The sequence below is a fragment of the Bacilli bacterium genome, assembly GCA_035326105.1.
Lineage (GTDB): Bacteria > Bacillota_I > Bacilli_A > RFN20 > CAG-826 > UBA7706.
Map to the genome: position 1 here is coordinate 744,345 of DAOKYO010000001.1, position 21,094 is coordinate 765,438.

The 21,094-nt window shown below is 41.5% G+C and carries 18 protein-coding genes; 13 read left to right on the forward strand and 5 right to left on the reverse strand.

Annotation, left to right across the window (positions count from 1 at the left end):
• Nucleotides 1-44 precede the first annotated feature (44 nt).
• The gene (locus tag PKC96_03330; GenBank protein ID HMM00359.1) at nucleotides 45-1,973 is read right to left on the reverse strand and encodes an ABC transporter ATP-binding protein; all 1,929 of its coding nucleotides are present in this window, start codon (nucleotides 1,971-1,973) and stop codon (nucleotides 45-47) included.
• A gap of 13 nt (nucleotides 1,974-1,986) precedes the next feature.
• Complete coding sequence (locus PKC96_03335) at nucleotides 1,987-3,765, reverse strand: ABC transporter ATP-binding protein (GenBank protein HMM00360.1); 1,779 nt, start codon at nucleotides 3,763-3,765, stop codon at nucleotides 1,987-1,989.
• 176 nt (nucleotides 3,766-3,941) lie between these two features.
• On the opposite strand from PKC96_03335, the gene PKC96_03340 reads away from it, so the two are divergent.
• The 4 genes from PKC96_03340 to PKC96_03355 are packed head-to-tail and all read left to right on the forward strand — an operon-like array spanning nucleotide 3,942 to nucleotide 8,102.
• Nucleotides 3,942-5,225 (forward strand): lysylphosphatidylglycerol synthase transmembrane domain-containing protein, encoded by a 1,284-nt coding sequence (locus tag PKC96_03340; protein ID HMM00361.1) that lies wholly within the window; start codon nucleotides 3,942-3,944, stop codon nucleotides 5,223-5,225.
• Nucleotides 5,222-6,394: a glycosyltransferase gene (locus PKC96_03345; GenBank protein ID HMM00362.1), complete on the forward strand. Its 1,173-nt coding sequence runs from the start codon at nucleotides 5,222-5,224 to the stop codon at nucleotides 6,392-6,394. The genes PKC96_03340 and PKC96_03345 overlap by 4 nt, the downstream gene beginning before the upstream one ends.
• On the forward strand, nucleotides 6,372-7,163 hold the full coding sequence (locus PKC96_03350) for a RecX family transcriptional regulator (protein HMM00363.1): 792 nt from the start codon (nucleotides 6,372-6,374) through the stop codon (nucleotides 7,161-7,163). Before PKC96_03345 ends, PKC96_03350 begins: the two co-directional genes overlap by 23 nt.
• A 3-nt stretch (nucleotides 7,164-7,166) precedes the next feature.
• Entirely contained in the window at nucleotides 7,167-8,102 is a 936-nt protein-coding gene (locus tag PKC96_03355; GenBank protein ID HMM00364.1) for an HD domain-containing protein, read from the forward strand.
• Nucleotides 8,103-8,125: 23 nt separating this feature from the next.
• Here the strand turns inward: PKC96_03355 and PKC96_03360 are convergent, their stop codons facing one another.
• From PKC96_03360 to PKC96_03370, 3 genes are all read right to left on the reverse strand, one after another.
• Complete coding sequence (locus PKC96_03360; GenBank protein HMM00365.1) at nucleotides 8,126-8,548, reverse strand: HIT family protein; 423 nt, start codon at nucleotides 8,546-8,548, stop codon at nucleotides 8,126-8,128.
• Between the two features lie 118 nt (nucleotides 8,549-8,666).
• Nucleotides 8,667-10,169: a hypothetical protein gene (locus PKC96_03365; GenBank protein ID HMM00366.1), complete on the reverse strand. Its 1,503-nt coding sequence runs from the start codon at nucleotides 10,167-10,169 to the stop codon at nucleotides 8,667-8,669.
• A complete protein-coding gene (locus PKC96_03370; protein ID HMM00367.1) occupies nucleotides 10,156-11,913 on the reverse strand; it encodes a peptidylprolyl isomerase in 1,758 nt (585 codons plus the stop codon). Before PKC96_03370 ends, PKC96_03365 begins: the two co-directional genes overlap by 14 nt.
• 203 nt (nucleotides 11,914-12,116) lie before the next feature.
• Between PKC96_03370 and sufC the strand changes: the two genes are divergently transcribed.
• The 9 genes from sufC to PKC96_03415 all read left to right on the forward strand — a co-directional run bounded on the left by sufC (nucleotide 12,117) and on the right by PKC96_03415 (nucleotide 21,090).
• The gene (gene sufC, locus PKC96_03375; GenBank protein HMM00368.1) at nucleotides 12,117-12,944 is read left to right on the forward strand and encodes a Fe-S cluster assembly ATPase SufC; all 828 of its coding nucleotides are present in this window, start codon (nucleotides 12,117-12,119) and stop codon (nucleotides 12,942-12,944) included.
• Entirely contained in the window at nucleotides 12,941-13,804 is an 864-nt protein-coding gene (locus PKC96_03380) for a SufD family Fe-S cluster assembly protein (protein ID HMM00369.1), read from the forward strand. Before sufC ends, PKC96_03380 begins: the two co-directional genes overlap by 4 nt.
• Nucleotides 13,801-15,027, forward strand: a complete 1,227-nt coding sequence (locus PKC96_03385; protein ID HMM00370.1) for a SufS family cysteine desulfurase — start codon at nucleotides 13,801-13,803, stop codon at nucleotides 15,025-15,027. The genes PKC96_03380 and PKC96_03385 overlap by 4 nt, the downstream gene beginning before the upstream one ends.
• Nucleotides 15,014-15,466, forward strand: a complete 453-nt coding sequence (locus PKC96_03390; GenBank protein ID HMM00371.1) for an SUF system NifU family Fe-S cluster assembly protein — start codon at nucleotides 15,014-15,016, stop codon at nucleotides 15,464-15,466. The genes PKC96_03385 and PKC96_03390 overlap by 14 nt, the downstream gene beginning before the upstream one ends.
• A complete protein-coding gene (sufB, locus tag PKC96_03395) occupies nucleotides 15,459-16,856 on the forward strand; it encodes a Fe-S cluster assembly protein SufB (GenBank protein HMM00372.1) in 1,398 nt (465 codons plus the stop codon). The genes PKC96_03390 and sufB overlap by 8 nt, the downstream gene beginning before the upstream one ends.
• A 1-nt stretch (nucleotide 16,857) precedes the next feature.
• Nucleotides 16,858-18,729 (forward strand): tRNA uridine-5-carboxymethylaminomethyl(34) synthesis enzyme MnmG, encoded by a 1,872-nt coding sequence (gene mnmG, locus PKC96_03400; GenBank protein ID HMM00373.1) that lies wholly within the window; start codon nucleotides 16,858-16,860, stop codon nucleotides 18,727-18,729.
• Nucleotides 18,729-19,433, forward strand: coding sequence for a 16S rRNA (guanine(527)-N(7))-methyltransferase RsmG (gene rsmG / locus PKC96_03405; protein HMM00374.1), 705 nt, complete (start codon nucleotides 18,729-18,731; stop codon nucleotides 19,431-19,433). Before mnmG ends, rsmG begins: the two co-directional genes overlap by 1 nt.
• A 72-nt stretch (nucleotides 19,434-19,505) precedes the next feature.
• Nucleotides 19,506-20,276: an AAA family ATPase gene (locus PKC96_03410; protein HMM00375.1), complete on the forward strand. Its 771-nt coding sequence runs from the start codon at nucleotides 19,506-19,508 to the stop codon at nucleotides 20,274-20,276.
• On the forward strand, nucleotides 20,263-21,090 hold the full coding sequence (locus PKC96_03415; GenBank protein ID HMM00376.1) for a ParB/RepB/Spo0J family partition protein: 828 nt from the start codon (nucleotides 20,263-20,265) through the stop codon (nucleotides 21,088-21,090). The genes PKC96_03410 and PKC96_03415 overlap by 14 nt, the downstream gene beginning before the upstream one ends.
• Nucleotides 21,091-21,094: the final 4 nt, after the last annotated feature.

Sequence of the window (21,094 nt, forward strand, 5' to 3'; positions counted from 1 at the left end):
AAGGAAGTTTAACTGACAAGCTAAACTTCCTTTTATTTTAATGACTAAATGTCTTTAAGCTGCTTTTCAAAGGTTTCGATTTGCGCATCCACTTGTAAATCCTGAAATTGATTCATATAGAGTTTATAGTAACCGGCATGTTGCCTCATCAGTTCGGCATGGCTGCCATCCTCTTTGATGACACCTTGATCCATAAGAAGAATGCGATCACTGTCGACGATGGTTGAAAGCCGATGGGCGATGATTATCGCCGTACGGCCAACTAGAACCCGCTTAATGGCTTTTTGAATAATCGCTTCGGTTTCCGTATCGATACTTGAGGTGGCTTCGTCTAAAATCATCAATTTGGGATCGCGAATAATTGCCCGTGCAAAGCTGATCAATTGTTTTTGCCCCACGGATAACTCAGCTCCGCCGTCTTGAAGAATGGTATTGTAACCATCGGGTAGGCTTTGGACATAACCATCAAGGTCAACAACTTTTGCCGCGGTAATAATCTCTTCCATCGTGGCATCGAGTTTTCCATATCGGATATTATCAGCGATTGTTCCTCCAAAAATAAATGGATTCTGCTGAACAAAGCCGATGTTAGAACGCAACCAGCCGACACTCCGATCACGATATTCAACTCCATCAATATAAATACCGCCCTCGGTTGGTTCATAGAAACGGCAGAGCAAATTAACCGTCGTCGATTTACCGGATCCGGTTTCACCAACAATGGCGATACTTTGGCCCTGTTTGATCTTTAAATTCATCTGATGGATAACTTCGTGTCCGGTTATATAGGAGAAACTGACATTTTTAAATTCAATATTTCCCAACATTGGCTCGTAGTTTTCCTTTTTAGGGGCAAAGACAGAACCATATTTAGCAAGAACTTCTTCCTTATCGACGATTACGGGTTGCTCATCAATCAGGGATAACACTTTTTCGGCGCTGGCCTGGGTGGCCATGACTTCAGCAAATAGTTCAGCCCCCTCTTGAATAGGGTTATATATACTACCGACAAATCCTAGAAAAATTGTTAGAAGGCCGACATCGGCAATCCCTTGAGCGTTGGTCGGAAGAAGTTTATACCCAAACAAAATCATCGCCGCAGTGGTGAACGCCGCAATCATATTGACGGATGGTTGAAAGAAACTTTGAAAACGCATCCGTTTAAAATTCTTGGCCCGAATGTCCTCGACAATTTCTTCGGCTTCATCGTAGGTAGTACCCTCAATAGCGAGAGTCTTAATTGTCTTTGAGCCGTTAATACATTCCGCCAACCAGCCAACAAAGCCAGAGTAAGCTGCGCGCGCCACCCGGGCCAAACGTAAAATGGTTTTTTCAAAAATCGGAGAGATAATTATAATCGCGGGCGTGGAGGCAAGAATTATCAGCGATAGACGCCAATCCATCGAAAACATAGTTACTAAGGTAATAACGATATCAAACGCCATCCAAATCATGCGAATAATGCCCCACGATAGAATATCGCTGATGCGGCTGGTATCGTTTTGCATCCGAGCGATAAGCCAGCCGGAGGAGGTACGATCAAAATAGGAGAAACTCAATTCTTGAATGCGATGGAATGAGTCTCTTCTTAAAGCCAACATAATCTTCATGTCCAGGTAGTTGGTTAAGAAAAAGGTGAAGTAAATTACTACCGCTCGTATAAGTAATGCCGCAACCAAAAGCAACGTATATTCAACAAAAGTAAGCGATATGGTAATGCCATAGAATATAGCAGTCAGACGAAAATCAGCCAGACTGACCGGATTGAGATTTAAGTCGGCGATGGCGGTTAAGGCCGCGCGATTCATAATAGGAGTAAAACTTGAGTCATAGAGCGAGGTAAAAAGAAGAGTGATTAAAAGCGCCGCTAAAATATACCAATACTTAAAAGAATAACGGATAATTCTTAGCCAAATCCGCGCGTTAATTTTATTTGCTATCGGCTCTTCTTCCATCGAGAATGGATTTGCCATATCTTACACCTCCTTAAATAATCCGCGTCTGAATATCATAAACGCGTTTATAGAGTCCGTCTTTATTGACTAACTCATCATGAGTACCGCATTGAGTAATGGTACCATTTTCAAAAACAATAATTCGATCAGCATCTTTTGCCGTCGCCACTCGATGCGTAACAATTACGGTAGTCGTATTTTTGGCCCTTGATTTTAAGGCACTACGAATATTGAGATCAGTTTCCGTATCGACTGCACTCAGCGAATCATCGAATATTAAAATCGGCACATCGTTAATAATTGTTCGAGCGATGGCAAGGCGCTGCTTTTGTCCGCCGGAAAGAGTGACGCCCTTTTCACCGACAGGAGTATCATAGCCTTGCTCAAAGGATAGAATAGTATTGTGAATGTCTGCGATGGTAGTCGCCCGCAAAATCTCTTTTTCGGAAGCATTCTTATTTGCCATCTTCAAATTATTGATGATGGTTTTGCTAAAGAGAAATGGTTCTTGCAAAACAGAGGCAATATTACGCCTCAAGTATTCTTTCTGAATATCTTTTAGTTCGACACCATCAAGAAGAATATGCCCTTCGGTATAGTCGTATAAGCGAGTCAATAAGTTAACAAACGTCGATTTTCCCGAGCCGGTTTTGCCCATAACGGCGATGGTCTCTCCGGCATGGACATGAAGATTAATATCGTGAAGAACCTCTTCGTTACCATCGGCATATTGGAATCCGGTTCCATCAAAGATAAAGTCACCTTGAATGGTGGGAGTAAGTCCGGTAGTAATATCCTCAAGCGGTTCGTTGAGAATAAGATCCATGCGATCCATTGAAACAATTGCCTGGGCAAGGTTGGATAGGATCTGGGCGACCTGACGGACTGGCCACACAATCATTGAAGTAAAGGTGACCGCTAAGTAGAGATCGCCGATATTCATTTTTCCTTGGGTGCCAAGGTAAATGCCGGTTAAAAGAGAAAGGACAATTTGACCAAAAACCAAAATATCCGAACTGGCGAAGTAAAAAGAGGAAGTTTTCCGCCAGCGGATGAATTTTTTTTCATAATCGGCCAGATATTTTTCAAAATCTTCAATCTCATATTTTTCGTTATTATAAGCCTTGACCACACGCACGGCAGATAGGTTTTCTTCAATTTTGCTTGTCATGCGTGATTCGCTGTCATCGGTTTTCCGATATCTTTTTCTTACCTCTTTAATCAAGAAAAAGGAGTAAATGGATAATACAGGAAGAATAATGATTGATGTTACGGCAATAGTTACATTGACCGTAAGCAAAATCAAGAAGGATAGAATAACAATACAGAAAGTATAGACAATCATATTAATCTGACCGATAACAAAATTGCGAAGGACTTCCTCGTCACGAGTACATGTTTGAATTAAGTCCCCGTTTTTCATCGTTTTAAGTTTAGGATAGGGAAGACGTTCAATATGATAGAAGAGTTTTAGCTGCATTTCCTTCATGATTGAAGTATTAACGGCGGCTTGAACGATATTCTTAGAAGTTTGAATCAGCGCCATTCCGGTAGTTATTCCAATGATTGAAAGGGCAAAAATCCAAATATTCTGTCTTAAAAATTCTTGGCCGCCCAAAATATTATTCGTGATGAAAATGGCAATTTTTCCCGCTGGGGCATCACCATTTAAAACGTCGATTAGAATCTTATTTACATAGATGCTTGTTAAGGAAAAAACCACCCCTAAAAAGGTAAGAAAAAAACCGAACAAATACAGTCCGCGATGACCCTTTGTCATCTTAAACATAATTTTGGCATATCTTCCCATAAAATCACCTCACAGCTAATGAAACGTGTTTATTATAAACGTAAACATATAAATAAGTAAGATACAAAAGACAAAATGTATTACATAGTAATTAATATTTTTTAGTTTCTATAATAAAAGACAATTTATTGCTTTCGCTACTATGTTATAATGAAGCGATTAAGGATTGATAATATATGGCAAATGAAGTTTCTACCCCGAGTAAAAAAAACAGTAAAACAAAAAAATATTTTATTAACATAGCAATCGTCTTAACTATGGCCGTTTTGGTCGGCTATTTGACTTTGAAAGACAATTTTGGCGATGTGGCTTCAGCGCTTAGCCAAGCCGATGTTCGTTACATTGTTTTTATTCTGATTGCGATGTTTTTATATTACCTAGTAGATGGCGTGATCATATTTATTTTGGCGCGCCTTTATACGACTCATTACAAGGTACATCGCGGATTAGCCGTGGCCTTTATCGGTCAATTCTATTCGGACATTACGCCCTCTTCAAGTGGCGGTCAAATTGCGCAAGCCAACACGATGCGCAAGCAGAAGGTTGAAGTATCGACTGCGGCCTCCATATTGGTTATGCACTTTATTATTTTCCAAGTGGTTTTGATGCTTTTTGGAATATTAGCAATGATATTGAAGTTTAAAACTTTGATTCTTACTTCTCAGCCAATTGTGGTTTTTAATATCTCCCTACCCATATGGGTTTTGGCCCTCATTGGCTTTATCATTAATGCCGCGGTCATCTCGGGTTTGCTCATCATGTCCTATTCCAGTAAAATTCATAACTTTGTTATCAATACGGGTGTAAATCTGGCTTGGCGGCTCCATTTGGTTCGGAGCCCGGAAAAAACCCGTGCTCGGCTTCAAGTCACAACGGAAAACTTCCGTATCGAACTTCGGCGTCTTCAAAGTAATATTCCAGTCACCATTTTAATCACAATTATTTTCGCCATTCGCTTTCTGATTATATATTCAATTCCTTATCTTGTCGGTTTGACACTCAAAGTTGATATGACTGGTCAGTATTGGAATAGTGTGTTTATGTATAGCTTTTTACAGATGATTACCTCGCTGGTTCCATTGCCGGGCGCAGCAGGTATTTCGGAGTACATGTTCCAGCAACTATTTATCGGTATCTTCCAGACGAAGGCGCTGGTGGCATCCGCTCAAATTCTGTGGCGGTTCTTTACTTTCTATTTTGGATTAATTATCGGCGGGTTTGTTTCCGCTTTCTACCATTCGCGAATGGAAAACGAGGAAGATTATGCTTTTGCTTCCAAGACCTTCGTCGATATTCAACGTGAAACCTTTGAGGCCCGGAAGGCTTCATCCGATTTTATGTACCGGACCTCATCCCTTTCTACGCGGGAAGTGGAAGATAAAATCAAAAAATTCAAGACTAATGTTTTTTCCCGAAAAGAAAAAGACGATGAAGAAAAAGATCATAATAAAAAACCATGAGAATTGTTATTTTTTCGGACACCTTTCCGCCCGAGATCAATGGCGTCGCAACCTCAAGTAAATCACTTCAGGATGTTTTGACTGCCCATGGACACCTGTGTGTTGTGGTTACAACCAATCCCTTTACTCGCACTTTAATGTATGACAATCGAGTTATCAGAATTCCGGGCATTGAATTAAAAAAACTTTATGGCTATCGGATGGCGGGTCTATATAACAGTAAAGCGATGAAAATAATCAAGGCGATTAAACCGGATTTGGTTCATGTTCAAACAGAAGCCGGAATTGGTATTTTTGGTAATTACGTGGCTCGGACATTGGATTTGCCCAATGTCTATACCTATCATACGATGTACGAAGATTACACCTATTACGTTACTCGGGGACACCTCGACGTATTTGCCAAAAAAATTGTTCGGGAATTTTCCCGGTTTAAGGCTGAGGGGGCGACTGAATTTATCTCTCCCAGCCAGAAAACAAAAGATATTTTGCGAACATATGGAGTGGAAAGATATATAAATGTTGTTCCTACAGGCATTGATTTTTCCCGTTTTAAAGATGATAGAATTGATAAGGAAAAACTGGCCCGGTTTAAGCATCAATATAATTTAGATAATTGCTTTACGATTCTTTCTTTGGGTCGGGTAGCCAAGGAAAAATCAATTGATGTTATTATTGATAATTTTGCCAAGTATATATCGCTTAACCCCGAAGCTAAAGTCAAACTTTTGATTGTCGGCGGCGGACCGGCGTTGACTAGCCTTAAGAATCAGGCGATTAAATTAAACTTGGGGGACAAGGTGGTTTTTATTGGCCCGGTGCCCCCGGCCGATGTTCCCTTTTATTACCACGCAGCGGATTTATTCGTATCGGCTTCAGTGACGGAAACGCAAGGCCTAACTTTTATGGAAGCAATGGCCAGCGGTCTTCTTCTGCTTGCCCGTCACGATGAAAATTTATCAGATGTTCTCGTCGATGGTGAGACCGGCTATTTCTTTAATGAGGAAAAGAGTTTCATCAACAACCTCAATTTATTGATTAACCTATCCACGCCCAGAAAAAAACAAATGTTAACCAATAGTGCCCAATTAATTGAAAAATATTCAATTGACCAATTTTATTTGAATATTATGGAGGTTTATAATCGTGCCATCCGTCGCCACTTCTAAGGAAATAACGATTACAAAAATCGCGCATAATAAAAAGAGCATTAAGATCCTTTTTTCCACGCAGGAAGAAATAAAAATAGATATAGACACCTTTACTGATTTTTTTCTATTTGAAGGAAAGAAGGTCAGTATCGAGGAAATTTCTCGAATTAAGCAGCGGGCAGAAGTCGCTTCCGCTCAGCAATATGCGCGGTCACTGGTTGCCCGTCATAGTTATACCGAAATGGAAATCCGCCGTCGTCTACGGAATAAAAAAGTTGAGAATGCGACGATTAATTCAATTGTAAAACGACTTCTTGACAACAATCTAATAAATGATTTAACTTTTGCAAATGACTATATGGAATATGCTCTGCACCGTGGTTACGGGCCTAAACGGGTTAAAAATGACCTGCTTAAAAAAGGAATTAGTCCGACGATTATAAATAATCTACCTTTAACCTCGCTAGATAGCGATGATCAAGTTGACAGGATGGCCAAAAAGTTTTTGCACGGCAAGAGCTTTTCCAATCAAAAAGCACAAAATGATGCGGTATTTGCCTTTCTTTATCGAAATGGATTTTCTCAGTCTAAGGCGGCCGCAATCGTGCAAAAGCTCCCGGAAATTCCGCATAGCTTGGTGATGGAAAACTTACAAAGTGATCTTGCAAAAGCCAAAAAACGTTATCAAAGCAAATATTCGGGACGTGATTTAAGACAACGCATCATTTATCTTCTAGAGCAAAAAGGTTATAATTACGAAGATATAAGTTTAGTTTTGGAGGAATAAGGGATGAGTTATATTAAAGACTTAGTTGATGGTGAAAGACTGCATGATACTTTTCTTATAACAAACGTAACTAAGGGAGTGACTGGAAATAATCAAACATATTTTACGGTTACTTTTCAGGATAAAACGGGAACCATTGAGGGTAAAAAATGGGAAATCTACGCTGAAGACACCGACGTTTTTGCGATTGGAAACATAGTTGAGTTAGATGCTGATGTAATTTTTTACCGTAATGGCTTGCAACTAAAAATAATAAGCGGGAAAAAGCTTCCGATTGAAGGCATCGACATCGCCCGGTATACGATTGCCAGTCCGATTCCTCAATCCGAGTTGGAAGCTAGACTAAAAACACTGCTCCAATCAATTAAAGATACGGAAGTGGCCTTAATTGTAAATTCATTAATTGATCGTCACTATGAAGCTTATGTTACTTTTCCGGCAGCGGTCCGAAATCATCATGAATTTGCTAACGGTCTTCTTTATCACACGCTGTCCATGGCCGGATTAGCGGATTTAATGGCTCAATATTACTCCGGAATTGATCGCGATATTCTTATTGGTGGAGTGCTTCTTCACGACTTAGGCAAAGTGGTGGAATTATCGGGACCAATTATCACTAAATACACTACGGAAGGGAAACTTCTCGGTCATATTTCGATTTGTGCTAGTGAAATTCATGAAATAGCCGATGAACTAAAAATCACAAGCGAAGTACCGACTCTTCTCGAGCATATGGTACTGGCCCATCATGGTCATCTTGAATATGGAAGTCCCGTATTGCCACTGACCCGTGAGGCTTTACTGCTCTCGTTTATCGATGACATCGATGCAAAAATGATGATTCTTGATAAGGCATTTGAGGGAGTTGCCGAAGGCGAGTTTACCACGCGCATTTGGCCGTTGAATGACTCTTATTTCTATAAGCCCAAGAAAAGATAAAAAAAACTCCAAATGGAGTTTTTTTATTTGATTCCACCGGCAATTTTCTCGGCCAGTACGGGCAAATTAAGATCTTTTCGTTTTTCATTGTCGAGCATGGTAATCCGCAGGCCGTCGCCGGAGGCATAGCGAGGAATTACGTGCACATGGAAGTGAGGAATACTTTGGCCGGCAACTTCGCCGACGTTACTGAGAATATTCACTCCTCTAGCTAAGAGTTCGGTCATTTGGGCCTGACCAACCCGCTGAGCGACATCCAGGACATGATGCATGACATTTTGCGGGGTCGAAAGAAAATTTGGGTAATGTTCCTTCGGAATAACTAAAGTATGACCGATGGTCGTTTGAGATAAGTCAAGAAAAGCTAACACCTCATTGTCTTCGTAGACCTTGTGGCAAGGAATTTCGCCTTTGGCAATCTTACAAAAAATACAATTATCATCCATATAATGATAACCTCCCTAAGCAATAAATCAACTGCTCTTATTTTAGATGAGTAATCAGTTAACTTCAAGTTTAGGCATAAAAAAAGGAGACAAACGAGTGTCTCCTTTTTAAACATAATTACTTATCAAAAATATCTGGATACTGCTCTTTGAAGTAATCATAAATATCTTGATCATGGAATTTAATATCCATATCTTCGATATATTTTGATAGCGCCAATGTTTTATTGGTATCCTTCGTAGCTAAGACTTTGGCAACCTCGCCGACGATCGCATCAAGATCTTGATAAACACTATCGTCGCCAACGGTGAACTTCGCCCGATTGACCGCCTCGTCAACCTGAATAATATAGTAGGTTTTGCTGCTGGCATCAAAATTGAGGAAGTTGCGGGAGTCTTTCCGATCAACGGATTCTGGCATCAAATAGTATTTGCCATGAATGTTGCGGACATAGCTATTAATCTCAATTTCATCATTTGATAAATAGCCGCCATTTTCGGAATTGCCTTCATCATCAAGTACGTAGTCAACTCCACTTTCGACCGAGCGACTAAATAAACGATCACGAATCGCTGTCGGTAAACTTGAGAGACCACCGTCACGGACATACCATCCATCGGTAGTGTAATCAAGCACCTTAGTGTCAGTCGTCTTAATATCTAAGCCGACTTCCTTGGTATAGGAACCATTGCTTGTAAAGGTTGACTCAATAGATGAGTCGGTGGTCTTCACATCATCAGTAATCTTGTTATAGTCGCTTAATAAGTCACCATAAATGGTATTATCGAAACCGGTGCCAACGAGTTCAGCGGCATTTAATAGGGCCGACTCATTGGAAATGAATTGGCTATCAACACCCCGCCATGCATTGGCTAAAATTTCAAGATTGGCAGTTTCCGCGGTTCCGTTGATAATATTGCTGTCGATAAACTCGTCAATTAAGTAACGGGCCGCTTCAGGATGGTTGTCATTAATTGTGATAGCCACATAATGCACCTTCCGTGCATGGCTCAAGTATAGTGAACGATACTCGTTCTCAATAAGATATTTTTCAACCAATTTAGATTGATAAACCTTTGGAACTAAAACATCGTTGATGTAATCACTGTAGTAGTCGAGGTGAAGGGCAACGGTGCCCACGTTATCCTCAGTCACATCAGGAGTAAAGATGACATCTTTATGCCAGGCAGAGGTGAGCGACAAATCATAAGAGCCGTTAACCTTATAGAATTTTTTAACGATAGACAAGGCAAATTTTTCCTCATCGAATTTGCTCCGATAAGAATAAGAACCGCCTTTGATATCATCGAGAAGTAACTTAGCCACCCGACGATTAACGTCTTTTGCAAAGTCGCTTTCTTTATCGACATCTTCCCATTTACCAAAGTAGGATTCAGCCAGTTTGGCTAAGACCGCATCACGGACATCCGATTTGGTGGTTGATTGATCCTTAAGAAGATCAATAACGGTCGATTCAATATTGTTATAAACTTCGTTATCGCCTACATTTACGAGTTTGTCATCATAGAAACTCGGATTTGCCGCTATCGTTGTACATCCCGTAAGGAGTAAAGCGGCGGCCGCGAGGAAGAAAGATTTAATCTTTTTACTTTTTGACATAGCAGGCACCTCCTTCAGCAAATTCTGCGGAATCACTGTTGACAAAGGAAATTGCACAGGATTCGCTAATCAAACGATGCTCTCTCAAGTATTCGAGTTCATCTAATTGTTCAATCCATGTATTCCAAGTCTGTTCAAAACTCTTGGTATCACTGATTTTGCCAGAAGCAATCTGCATGTCGATATAATCATTTAATGATTGGGATAAATCCGCATCATGGATTTCAACATTTTCATAGGTGAGAAGTTGATTGTAAATCCGATAATCAACATTGCTATCAAAGTTCTTGATTTTATCCGTAACGGTGTTTGCCCGAGTTTGATAAGTCGAACGCTCAGTTGTCATATAGTTGACATAAGTGTCGAGCGGATCATTGCTACCATCAACTGGATAGTCGCTGTCTCCGGGAATGGCTGTGGTGTAATAGTCTTCAAGGCTGACACCATTTTGAACAGGAACAAGTGCATTTCTTTGAACGACGATGAAGTGCACACCTTCGTAACTATCGCCGGAAAAATTGGCTTTGGTCACAAGGATAACATTTCCGTTTTCGTCGCATAAAACTTTTTTACCACCGAGTTCGGGAACGCTTTGGAAACCGGACATGGCCTCATAGGTAGCGTTAGGAGTTCCAACTTCATTCGCAGAATCGACGGAGTTTGGAGTAATAACACTGATGTTATGACGATTGAAATATTTGTTGAAGTAAACATTACGTGGATAATAGGCGGCATCACCATCATTATAGGTATCACCGTTAGCATCCTTAGTAATCGTGGCATAATCCTTAATCTTCAAAGCAGCTTCATAAGGAATTTCTCCTAATCCGATCGCTTCCATCTTGGCTTGAACATCTTCAGGAACAAGCAGTGACTTCGTAGCGGCGGATGTCGACGCTGAAGTAACTTGATTGAACAATGTCTCGTAAGCGTAAACGCCCAGTTTGAATTCATTCACATAAGAAGTATCCTTGTCCATAATTCCAAGATCACCGCTGGCGGTTTGGGAGCCGCTATCGTCACTTTGTTCAAGCGCTAGGTTGTTGAAGGTATCTCCACCTTTGCGCGTTGCTAAACGAGTAACAACACCAGCAAGTTTGGTTGCTTCACCTTCAGTGAGGCTTGCCGTGTAGCCATTGGTCGAAGAAGTATTTAATTTCACGAGAATATGCTTAACGTGGAAGGGAAGTTCTTCGGATAAGTAATCACCGGTCAAATCTTTCCATGTATTGGACAAACCATCAACACCGGTTTTAGTCCAATCCGCGCTGGCGTCATAAAATTCGGATTTAACTTCTGTTTCCATTTCCTTATAGGCAAAATACTCAAGTAATTCACTTTTGTTTTCTACGCTATAAGAATCATAGATAGCCTGAATTTCGGTATCATAACTGGTACCATTTGTTTTTGCGTTGCTTTTCGCGGTTTCTTCTGCTGAACTGACTTTCTTTTCGGCTTTTTTATATAACTCATCTTTTTTCAAAGCCATAGAGTTACCTTCGAAAAGGTTACGCACTAGGACCTCGTAAATAGCCGAGTAATATTTGGTAATTGTGTCAGCATCGGTTCTATAGCCCGAAAACAGTTCGTCAGCTGTATAATCAATTCTTTGACCGTCTGCGCCGGTGAAAGAAAGGATTAAGCCGTCTTTGCTACGCGTGACAACATTACCACAGCCAGAAAGCAGGGCGATGGAAGAAAGCGTAGTCAAAGCAAGAGCTAAGCGACTTTTCTTCATATGCATTTAATTCCTCCTATACAAATGTAGCGTTTATATTTTATCGAAAGTAGGCGGGTAATTCAATAAGAATTAGAGCCGGATGTGATTTTCTTTAATCTTTTTCCTATTTTTGTAAAAAATAGAGAGCAAATTTGCAAATTATCAAATTCTTTGCCTTTAAGAGTTTTTTGTTCTAGAATGATTAACGATTTTGGAGAATAGAAACTATGGATGAATTAGTAATTAAAAATCTCTTCGTGAGTGCCGATGGAAAAATGATTCTCAAAGGACTTAATCTCACGGTTAAGAAAGGCGATGTATACGCCATATTAGGACCGAATGGTCATGGTAAATCAACACTTTTGAATGCGATTATGGGCCATCCACGTTATCAAGTTGAGAGTGGAACGATAACTTTCAATGGGCAAGATATTTTAAGCATGTCGGTTGATGAGAGATCCCGGGCGGGAATTTTCTTGGGGATGCAGTATCCAAGCGAAGTCCCGGGGGTTGTCAACGCTGATTTTATCAAGGCCGCGCTCAACGCCCGTCGCGAGAAGCCGATTAGTGCGATGGAATTATATCGGTTGATTGACAAAACTTCAAAGCAGATGGGTATCAGCCTTGATATGGCTAATCGGTCTTTGAATGAAGGATTTTCCGGCGGGGAGAAAAAGCGGAACGAAATTTTTCAGATGACGCTTATTGAGCCTTACTTATCAATGCTTGATGAAATAGACTCCGGGCTTGATGTCGATGCGTTGCAAGTTGTCGCTAATCAGATAAACGAGTTGAAGAAGAAAGGGATGTCCTTTTTGATTATTTCCCATTATGCGCGTCTTTATTCACTTATTTCGCCGAATAAAGTGGCGATTATTATCGATGGACGGGTTGTTACGACCGGGGGACCGGAGTTGATAGAAAAAGTTGACCAGACCGGTTATGAATGGATTAGTAAAGAGTTGGGAATCAGCATTAGTAAGGAAGATAAAGAAGAACCGATTTCCGCCACTTCAATTGGAATATGCGCTGCGAAGGAAGGTCTTAAAAAGTGAAACAAGTTGACCTTTTTGAAACTTTAAAATTAACCGATGATATGGCGGAAAACGCTTGTCTTGAGCTTGATTTAGGAAGTCAAAAAACCGCCGATACATTTCTTTTAGACTACGAAAAATTAAGCGCTTTTGTAAAAAAAATCAGCATTCGTATTCCCGCTTATTCGCATTCCGACATAACGGAAATTAATTTAAAACCAAACCTAGAAATCAATTATTTTTTGGGCGCGAATTCCGAAGTCAATTATGGAATTGCCATATTGGGCAAAGAGACGAATTTTAAGGCGGTTTTTAATCTTGAAACCGGGGCTCATGTTCGAGCGGGATTAGCCGACTTTTCGTTTGCCAAAGGAAAGGTTAATTATCTTTTTCGGCTTCTGGGAAAGAAAGCCAGTGCCCAGTGGCGTTTAGCCACTTTAGCCGATGGTACGGATAATGACAAGGAGTTCCATATTTCTTTTGATCACGTTGTGGGTGATACCTACTCGATGATGGAAAATTATGGTGTATGTCAAAATGGCGGTCATCTCCTTTTTGCCGGAGTTTCGCATATTTTTCCCGATGCTGACGATTCTTCTGCTCATCAAAAAGCCAAAATTATGGTGTTTGACGAGAATTGCATAGCAAAGGCCAATCCAATTTTAAAAATTGACGATAATGAAGTTGAAGCTAGTCATGCCGCGGCCGTGGGCAAGGTTAATGATGAACACTTGTTTTATCTTACGTCGCGCGGAATAAGCCGTTCTACGGCAAAGTATTTGATTACTCTAGGATATCTCAATCCGGTTTTGAATGCTTTTAGCGATGACAAATTGAAAGCGAAGATAGCTGATTATATTTCTTCAGGGGTAAAAGCATGATTAATATAGAAAAAATCCGCAGGGACTTTCCGATGCTTGAGGGTAAATCAATGCAGGGGAAACCACTGGTGTATCTTGATAATGCCGCCACTAGTTTTAAACCATATTCGGTCATCAAAGCGATAACGGATTATTACACTAATTACACCTCTAATTCTCATCGCGGTGATTATGACATTGCCCATCAAGTGGATGTAATGGTTGAAGATACCCGCAGGAAAGTTGCTGACTTTATTAAAAGTAAAGCGACGGAGATCGTTTTTACCAGCGGAACTTCAATGTCGATAAATATGGTTGCTTTTGGCTACGGAATGAAGTTTTTGAAGCCGGGAGACGAGATTTTGCTCACACAAGCTGAGCATGCCTCCAATGTTTTACCCTGGTTTAAAGTGGCGGAAATGACCGGAGCCCAAATCAATTATATTCCTCTTGACGAAGAAGGGCGCTTGACACCAGATAATTTGGCGAAGGTCATATCCAGTAAAACGAAAATCGTCGCGGTGGCTCATGTAACCAATGTTTTGGGTTTTGTCGTTGACATCAAGGCAATCGCCAAAGTAACACACGCACAAGGAGCAATATTGGTCTGCGATGGTGCTCAGAGCGTTCCCCACATGAAGACGGATGTGACAGATTGGGATGTGGATTTTCTTTCTTTCAGCGGCCACAAAATGCTTGGTCCGACCGGCATCGGCGTTCTTTATGGTAAATTCTCTCTTCTAGAAAAAATGGATCCATTTATGACGGGCGGTGGACAAACAGCAAAGTTTGATATGTGCGGTGATGTGAACTTTCTTGCGCCACCGATAAAATTTGAAGCCGGAACGCAAAACTTAGCCGGAATTGCCGGCCTGGGGGCGGCCATCGATTACCTAACGAGTATAGGGATGGATAATATTGAAAAATATGAGCGTGATTTGAAGCGCTATGCAATTGAAAAATTGGCTGAAGTGGATAATGTTGTCGTGTATAATCCGCATAGCGAAGCGGGAATTGTAACTTTTAACATCAAAGATGTCTTTGCTCAAGATGCGGCCAGTTTCTTCAACAGTCGCGGAATAGCCGTTCGCAGCGGTCAACATTGCGCTAAGATTTTAATTGACTTTTTGCACGTTGTTTCGACATGCCGGGCATCGTTCTATTTTTATAACACGAAGGCGGAAATTGATGCTTTTGTCGAAGCGGCTAAACACGGAGGTGACTTTCTCGATGCTTACCTTTAATCCCCAGATGATGCGAGCCATTATTATGGATCACTATCAAAATCCAAGGAATAAACGAACCCCGATAGATGTTGATAAATATAGCAAAATTCATATGGATTCGGCCTCCTGTGTCGATGATATATGGGTGTATTTATTATTGAAAGATGACAGAGTTGAGGACGTTGCTTGGGATGGCGTTGCCTGTACTATTTCTACGGCTTCAACGTCGATTATGAGCGAACTCGTGCAAGGGAAAAGCGCCCATGATGCCCTCTACATTATTGACCAATATCTAAAAATGATTCATGAGGAATCTTTTGATGATTCGGTTTTAGACGAGGCGATTGTTTTTATGAATACCGCTCGCCAAGCAGCGCGCATTAAGTGTGCGACAATCGGCTGGACTGGTTTGCAAGATCTGATTTTAGAGGAGGAAAAAGAACATCACCATGGATAATAAAAATATTCCTTCTGAAGATTACAAATATGGGTTTCACAATGAGGATGTTTCAATTTTAAACACGGGCAAAGGTCTCAATGAAAAAGTGGTGGAGGAAATTTCTCTTTTAAAAGAAGAGCCTTCTTGGATGAAGGAGTTCCGTTTACGTTCCTATGCGACTTTTTTAAAAGCCCCGATGCCATCGTTTGGACCGGATTTAAGTCTGATTGACTTTGATTCATATACCTATTTTACCCGGCCTTCGGAGCGGGAAGCAACCAATTGGAATAATGTTCCAGATACGATTAAAGACACCTTTAATAAGTTGGGGATTCCTGAAGCTGAGCAGAAGTATTTGAGTGGGGTCGCCACTCAATATGAGTCGGAGATGGTCTACCATAATATGCTCAAGGAAGTTGAGGATAAGGGAGTTATTTTTCTATCAACCGATATGGCTCTCAAACTATACCCAGAATTAGTAAAAAAGTATTTTGGAACCGTAGTTCCAGCTGCCGACAATAAATTCGCGGCCCTAAATAGCGCCGTTTGGAGTGGCGGTTCTTTTATTTATGTTCCGAAAGGAGTGAAAGTGGATAAACCTCTTCAATCCTACTTCCGCATTAATAACGAGAAGATGGGCCAATTTGAAAGAACGCTTATTGTGGTTGATGAAGGGGCTGACGTGCATTATGTTGAAGGATGCACGGCGCCAATTTATAGCAAGGAATCTCTACATGCCGCTATCGTAGAGATAATTGTTAAAAAAGGCGGACGTTGCCGTTATTCAACTATTCAAAATTGGTCGAACAATATAATAAATCTTGTTACAAAGCGCGCCTATGTCGAAGAAAATGGATCGATGGAGTGGATTGATGGCAATATCGGCAGTCAATTAAATATGAAATATCCATCGTGTATTCTTGCCGGACGCGGAGCTAAAGGAACATGCATATCCGTGGCCGTGGCATCAAACGGCCAATATCAGGATGCGGGGGCACGCATGATACATCTAGCCCCGGATACAAATTCAACCATTATTTCTAAGTCGGTTGTCCGTCATGGCGGCGTGGCCAATTATCGGGGAACAGTCCGGCATTTACCAAAGGCCATCAATGCGAAATCGCATGTTGAATGCGACACTTTGATTTTGGACCACGCTTCCCGTTCCGATACGATTCCGACCAACGATATGCGCAACAATGAATCCTATATCGAGCACGAAGCCACTGTCAGTAAAATTAGCGAAGATCAATTATTCTATCTTATGAGTCGCGGAATAAGTGAAAAAGATGCAACCCAGATGATTATCATGGGATTTATTGAACCATTTTCACGCGAGCTTCCTATGGAATATGCCGTTGAATTAAATCGTCTAATCGCCCTGGATATGGAGGGGTCGGTTGGTTAGTATGAAAACAGAATATGATGTAATCGTCGTCGGCGGGGGGCATGCGGGTCTCGAAGCGGCGATGGCCAGCGCCCATATGGGAATGGATACTCTTTTGTGTACTTTGAATATTAAAATGATGGGAAATATGCCATGCAATCCTTCCATCGGTGGAAGTGCAAAAGGTATCGTCGTGCGAGAAATTGATGCGCTGGGAGGCATGATGGGCATCGGCGCCGATCATGAGTATCTCCAAATGAAAATGCTCAACACCGGCAAGGGCCCGGGCGTTCAGTGTCTAAGAGCGCAGGCGGATAAGAAAACATATCCGGCATACATGCAGCATTTGGCTTTAAACACGAATAATTTGAGTCTGCTTGAAGCGATGGTGGTCGGGTTGCTGCACGATGACAAAAATGTTTTTGGCGTCGAATTAGAAAATGGTGAAAAAATATTTTCAAAAGCGGTTATTTTAACCACGGGAACCTACATGGAAAGTGAAGTTCTCGTTGGTCACGCACGCAAATCTGCCGGTCCGGATGGGGAGAATCCCAGCCGTGGATTATCGCCCTTTTTAGCAGCGATGGGCATTAAATTAATGCGTTTGAAAACAGGTACTCCGCAGCGAATTAAGCGGGATTCTATCGATTTTTCAAAAACAGTAATTCAGCTAGGGACTCCCGGCGAGCTGGCTTTTTCTTACACAACCAAAAAATTTATTCCTCTTAATGAGCAAGAACCGTGTTATTTGACTTATACCACAGAAAAAACTCATCAGATAATCCGCGAACATCTTTTAGATTCGGCGATGTATGGCGGGTGTGTTCGCGGGGTTGGGCCGCGATATTGTCCCTCAATCGAGGATAAGATTGTTCGCTTTGCCGATAAACCCCGGCACCAATTGTTTTTGGAGCCGGAGTCAAGAATGACCGACAGTATCTATTTACAGGGTTTTTCTACCTCGATGCCCCAGAATGTGCAAGACGAAATGGTCCATTCGCTGCCGGGACTAGAAAAGGCGGTTATTCTAAAATATGCTTATGCAATTGAATACGATGCGATTGATCCCTTTCAATTACTTCCTACTCTTGAAATGAAAAAATGGCCGGGCCTATATATCGCCGGTCAAATTTGCGGAACATCTGGTTACGAAGAAGCGGCAGGTCTCGGTTTGATGGCCGGTATCAATGCGGTTCGCAAAATTCAGCAATCAGAGCCGATTATCCTTAGGAGAGACCAAGCCTATATTGGCGTTATGATTGACGATATCGTAACTAAGGGTGTCACAGACCCTTATCGTCTTCTTTCTTCACGAGCAGAATATCGGCTTTTGTTAAGACATGACAATGCTGATCTTCGCCTTACAAAAATCGGCTATGATATTGGTTTAATTAACGAGGATCGCTATCGGGATTTTTGCGCAAAAAATGTTGCGATTGAAAAAGCCAAGGCAATACTGGCCACGCTTCACACAAGCGGTCCGGTATTTCGCGACTATTTGGATTCTGTCGGATACCCCGATTATCAAGGTGGATTAACCGGCGAAGAACTGCTTCGGCGGCCTAACGTTTCCTTAAAGGATCTGCTTCCGTTTATTCCCGAACTATCGGCACTTAAACTCGACACTACGGCGATTAGCCAATTGGAAGTTATGGTAAAATATGTCGGATACATCAATAAACAGATTGAGGATGCGCAAAACTTTCAGAAGATGGAGGAGTTACAAATTCCGATGAATATCGAGTATCAACATATGGATGGTTTAGCTCTTGAAGCCAGACAGAAATTAGATAAATTTCGCCCGCTTACCATCGGGCAGGCGAGTCGAATCAGCGGTATCAATCCTAGCGATGTCGCCATTCTAATCATGAACATTCGAAAGGGGAAAAACTGATGACTTGGAATGAATTCATAATTGCGTCGGATGAACTTGGTTTCCCCCTTTCAGCAACCCAAATAAACCAGTTTCATCTTTACTATGATCTTCTGAACGAATGGAATCAAAAAATAAATTTGACGGCGCTTACCAGCGAAAGCGACATTCTTGAAAAACATTTCTATGATTCGCTCCTTTTGGCTCCCTTTCTAAAAGAAAATCATAATTTACTTGATATCGGCAGCGGAGCCGGACTTCCGGGAATCCCAATTAAAATTTTGTTTCCGGAACTGGATGTTGTTTTGCTTGAGCCGACGGGTAAACGGGCCCGCTTCTTGGAATTGGTCATCTCATCTTTGAAACTGCTGAAAATTCGAGTGGTAAATGAACGAGCGGAGGATTTTGCTCATCAGGCACGGGAAGCATTTTTTTATGTTACCGCCCGGGCAGTTGCTCAACTGGCCATTTTAAGTGAGTTGGCTTTACCCTTTACGGCTGTCGGTGGAACTTTTTATCCGATGAAAGCCAAGGACACCGCGGCGGAAATTGCCTGTTCGCTATCGGGAATCATTCGTCTAGGAGGCAACTATCGGAAAACAAATTCTTTTTTGCTACCATCGCATGAGACGCGAACTATCATCGAAATCGGAAAAGAAAAGCCCACTCCTAAAAAATATCCCCGCCAATTTGGTGAGATAAAGAAACATCCGCTTATTTCCTAGTTTTGTGCGGTAAACCCTAGAAGATTAGCCCAACTACTGATATACTATTGACGATATTATGGAGAGGTAGTTATGGCGCATATTATAGCCGTTGCAAATCAAAAAGGTGGGGTGGGAAAGACCACCACGGCAATCAATCTTTCGAGTGCGCTGGCCCAGAACGGCGAACGGGTTCTTTTGATTGATATGGATCCCCAAGGCAATTCCTCCCGCGGATTAGGCTGCGATATATCACTGCTTAAAAATACTATTCATCAGTGCCTTTTGGGGGAAATAGAAACCGAAAAGGCTCTCCGCAAAACGATGATAAAGGATTTGGATTTATTGCCGGCAAACTTAAAACTGGCTTCGATTGATGTCGAAGTAATCGGCAAAAATATCGCTCCGTTTTATTTGTTGAAAGGGGTGATTTCCGCCCTTGATAATCGTTACGATTTTATGATTATCGACTGCCCGCCCTCACTAGGCATATTAAACATCAATGCCCTTGTAGCTTCTAATTCGGTTATCATTCCCGTTCAATGCGAATATTTTGCGATGGAGGCGGTCGCGGCTATTCTATCTTCAATCAGCAAAATTCAATCAACCTACAATCACCATTTAGAAATTGAAGGTTTCCTTTTGACTATGTATGATTCGCGCACGAGGCTCGGAGTGGAAATTTCAACCCAAATCCGCGGATTATTTAAAGAGAAAACATTTATAACGCAGATTCCGCGCAACATATCCATCCCGGAGAGCAGTGCCCGGGGATTACCGGTTACCCTTTATAAACCGACCAGTTCCGGCGCCACGGCATATCTTAATTTGGCCAAGGAGATTTTGCTCAATGAAGCGCAATGATGAGACGATTGTTAAAACCAATCTCTCACGGCTGGTTAAGAAGTACGCCCAAAGCGATGTTATTCATTCCATGGAGCGCGAATATAAAAGCGCTCCCGCCTTTTATATCGATACCGATTTAATTGATGATAATTCATTTTTGAAAAAACTTCCGATGCGCGTGACTACCATATCGGCATTGGCTTCATCCTTTGAAAATGGCGATATTATCGAGCCGCTTGTCCTTCGTCCGAAAGGAAAACGCTATGAGGTTGTTATGGGCAGAAAACGTCTTTTGGCCGCGCAAAAAGTCAAACTTTCTCACCTGCCCGCTATCGTTAAGGAATATACCGATGAAGAGGTTTTGTTGGTTTTATTGGCCATCGCTCGGGATGAACATGATGTGAATCCAATCGAACAGGCGTTGATTGCTTCTTATCTTGTCAGTATGTTTGGCTATACTCAAAGTGCAATTGCCACGCTCACGCATCAAAGTAGACCCCAGGTGACAAACATTATGCGGTTACTGAAACTGCCGGAGCCAATTATGGATGAAGTATCGCTCGGTAATTTGAGCTATGGTCATGCACGAGCGCTCTGCGGGGTAAGTGAAGACCGGCGATTGGATGTTTATGAACAAATAAAAAACAATCATTTAACTGTTCGTCAAACCGAGGATTTAATCAATAAATCCTATCGTAAAGAAAAGAAAAAACCTGCAAAGAAATTTTCCTATTCAAAAGTAATTCATATCAATGGGATAGAATTAAAAGCGAGTTTTTCTTCTTTGCAGGAGATGGAAGATTTTCTTTATTATCTTGAAAACAAACAATAATGGT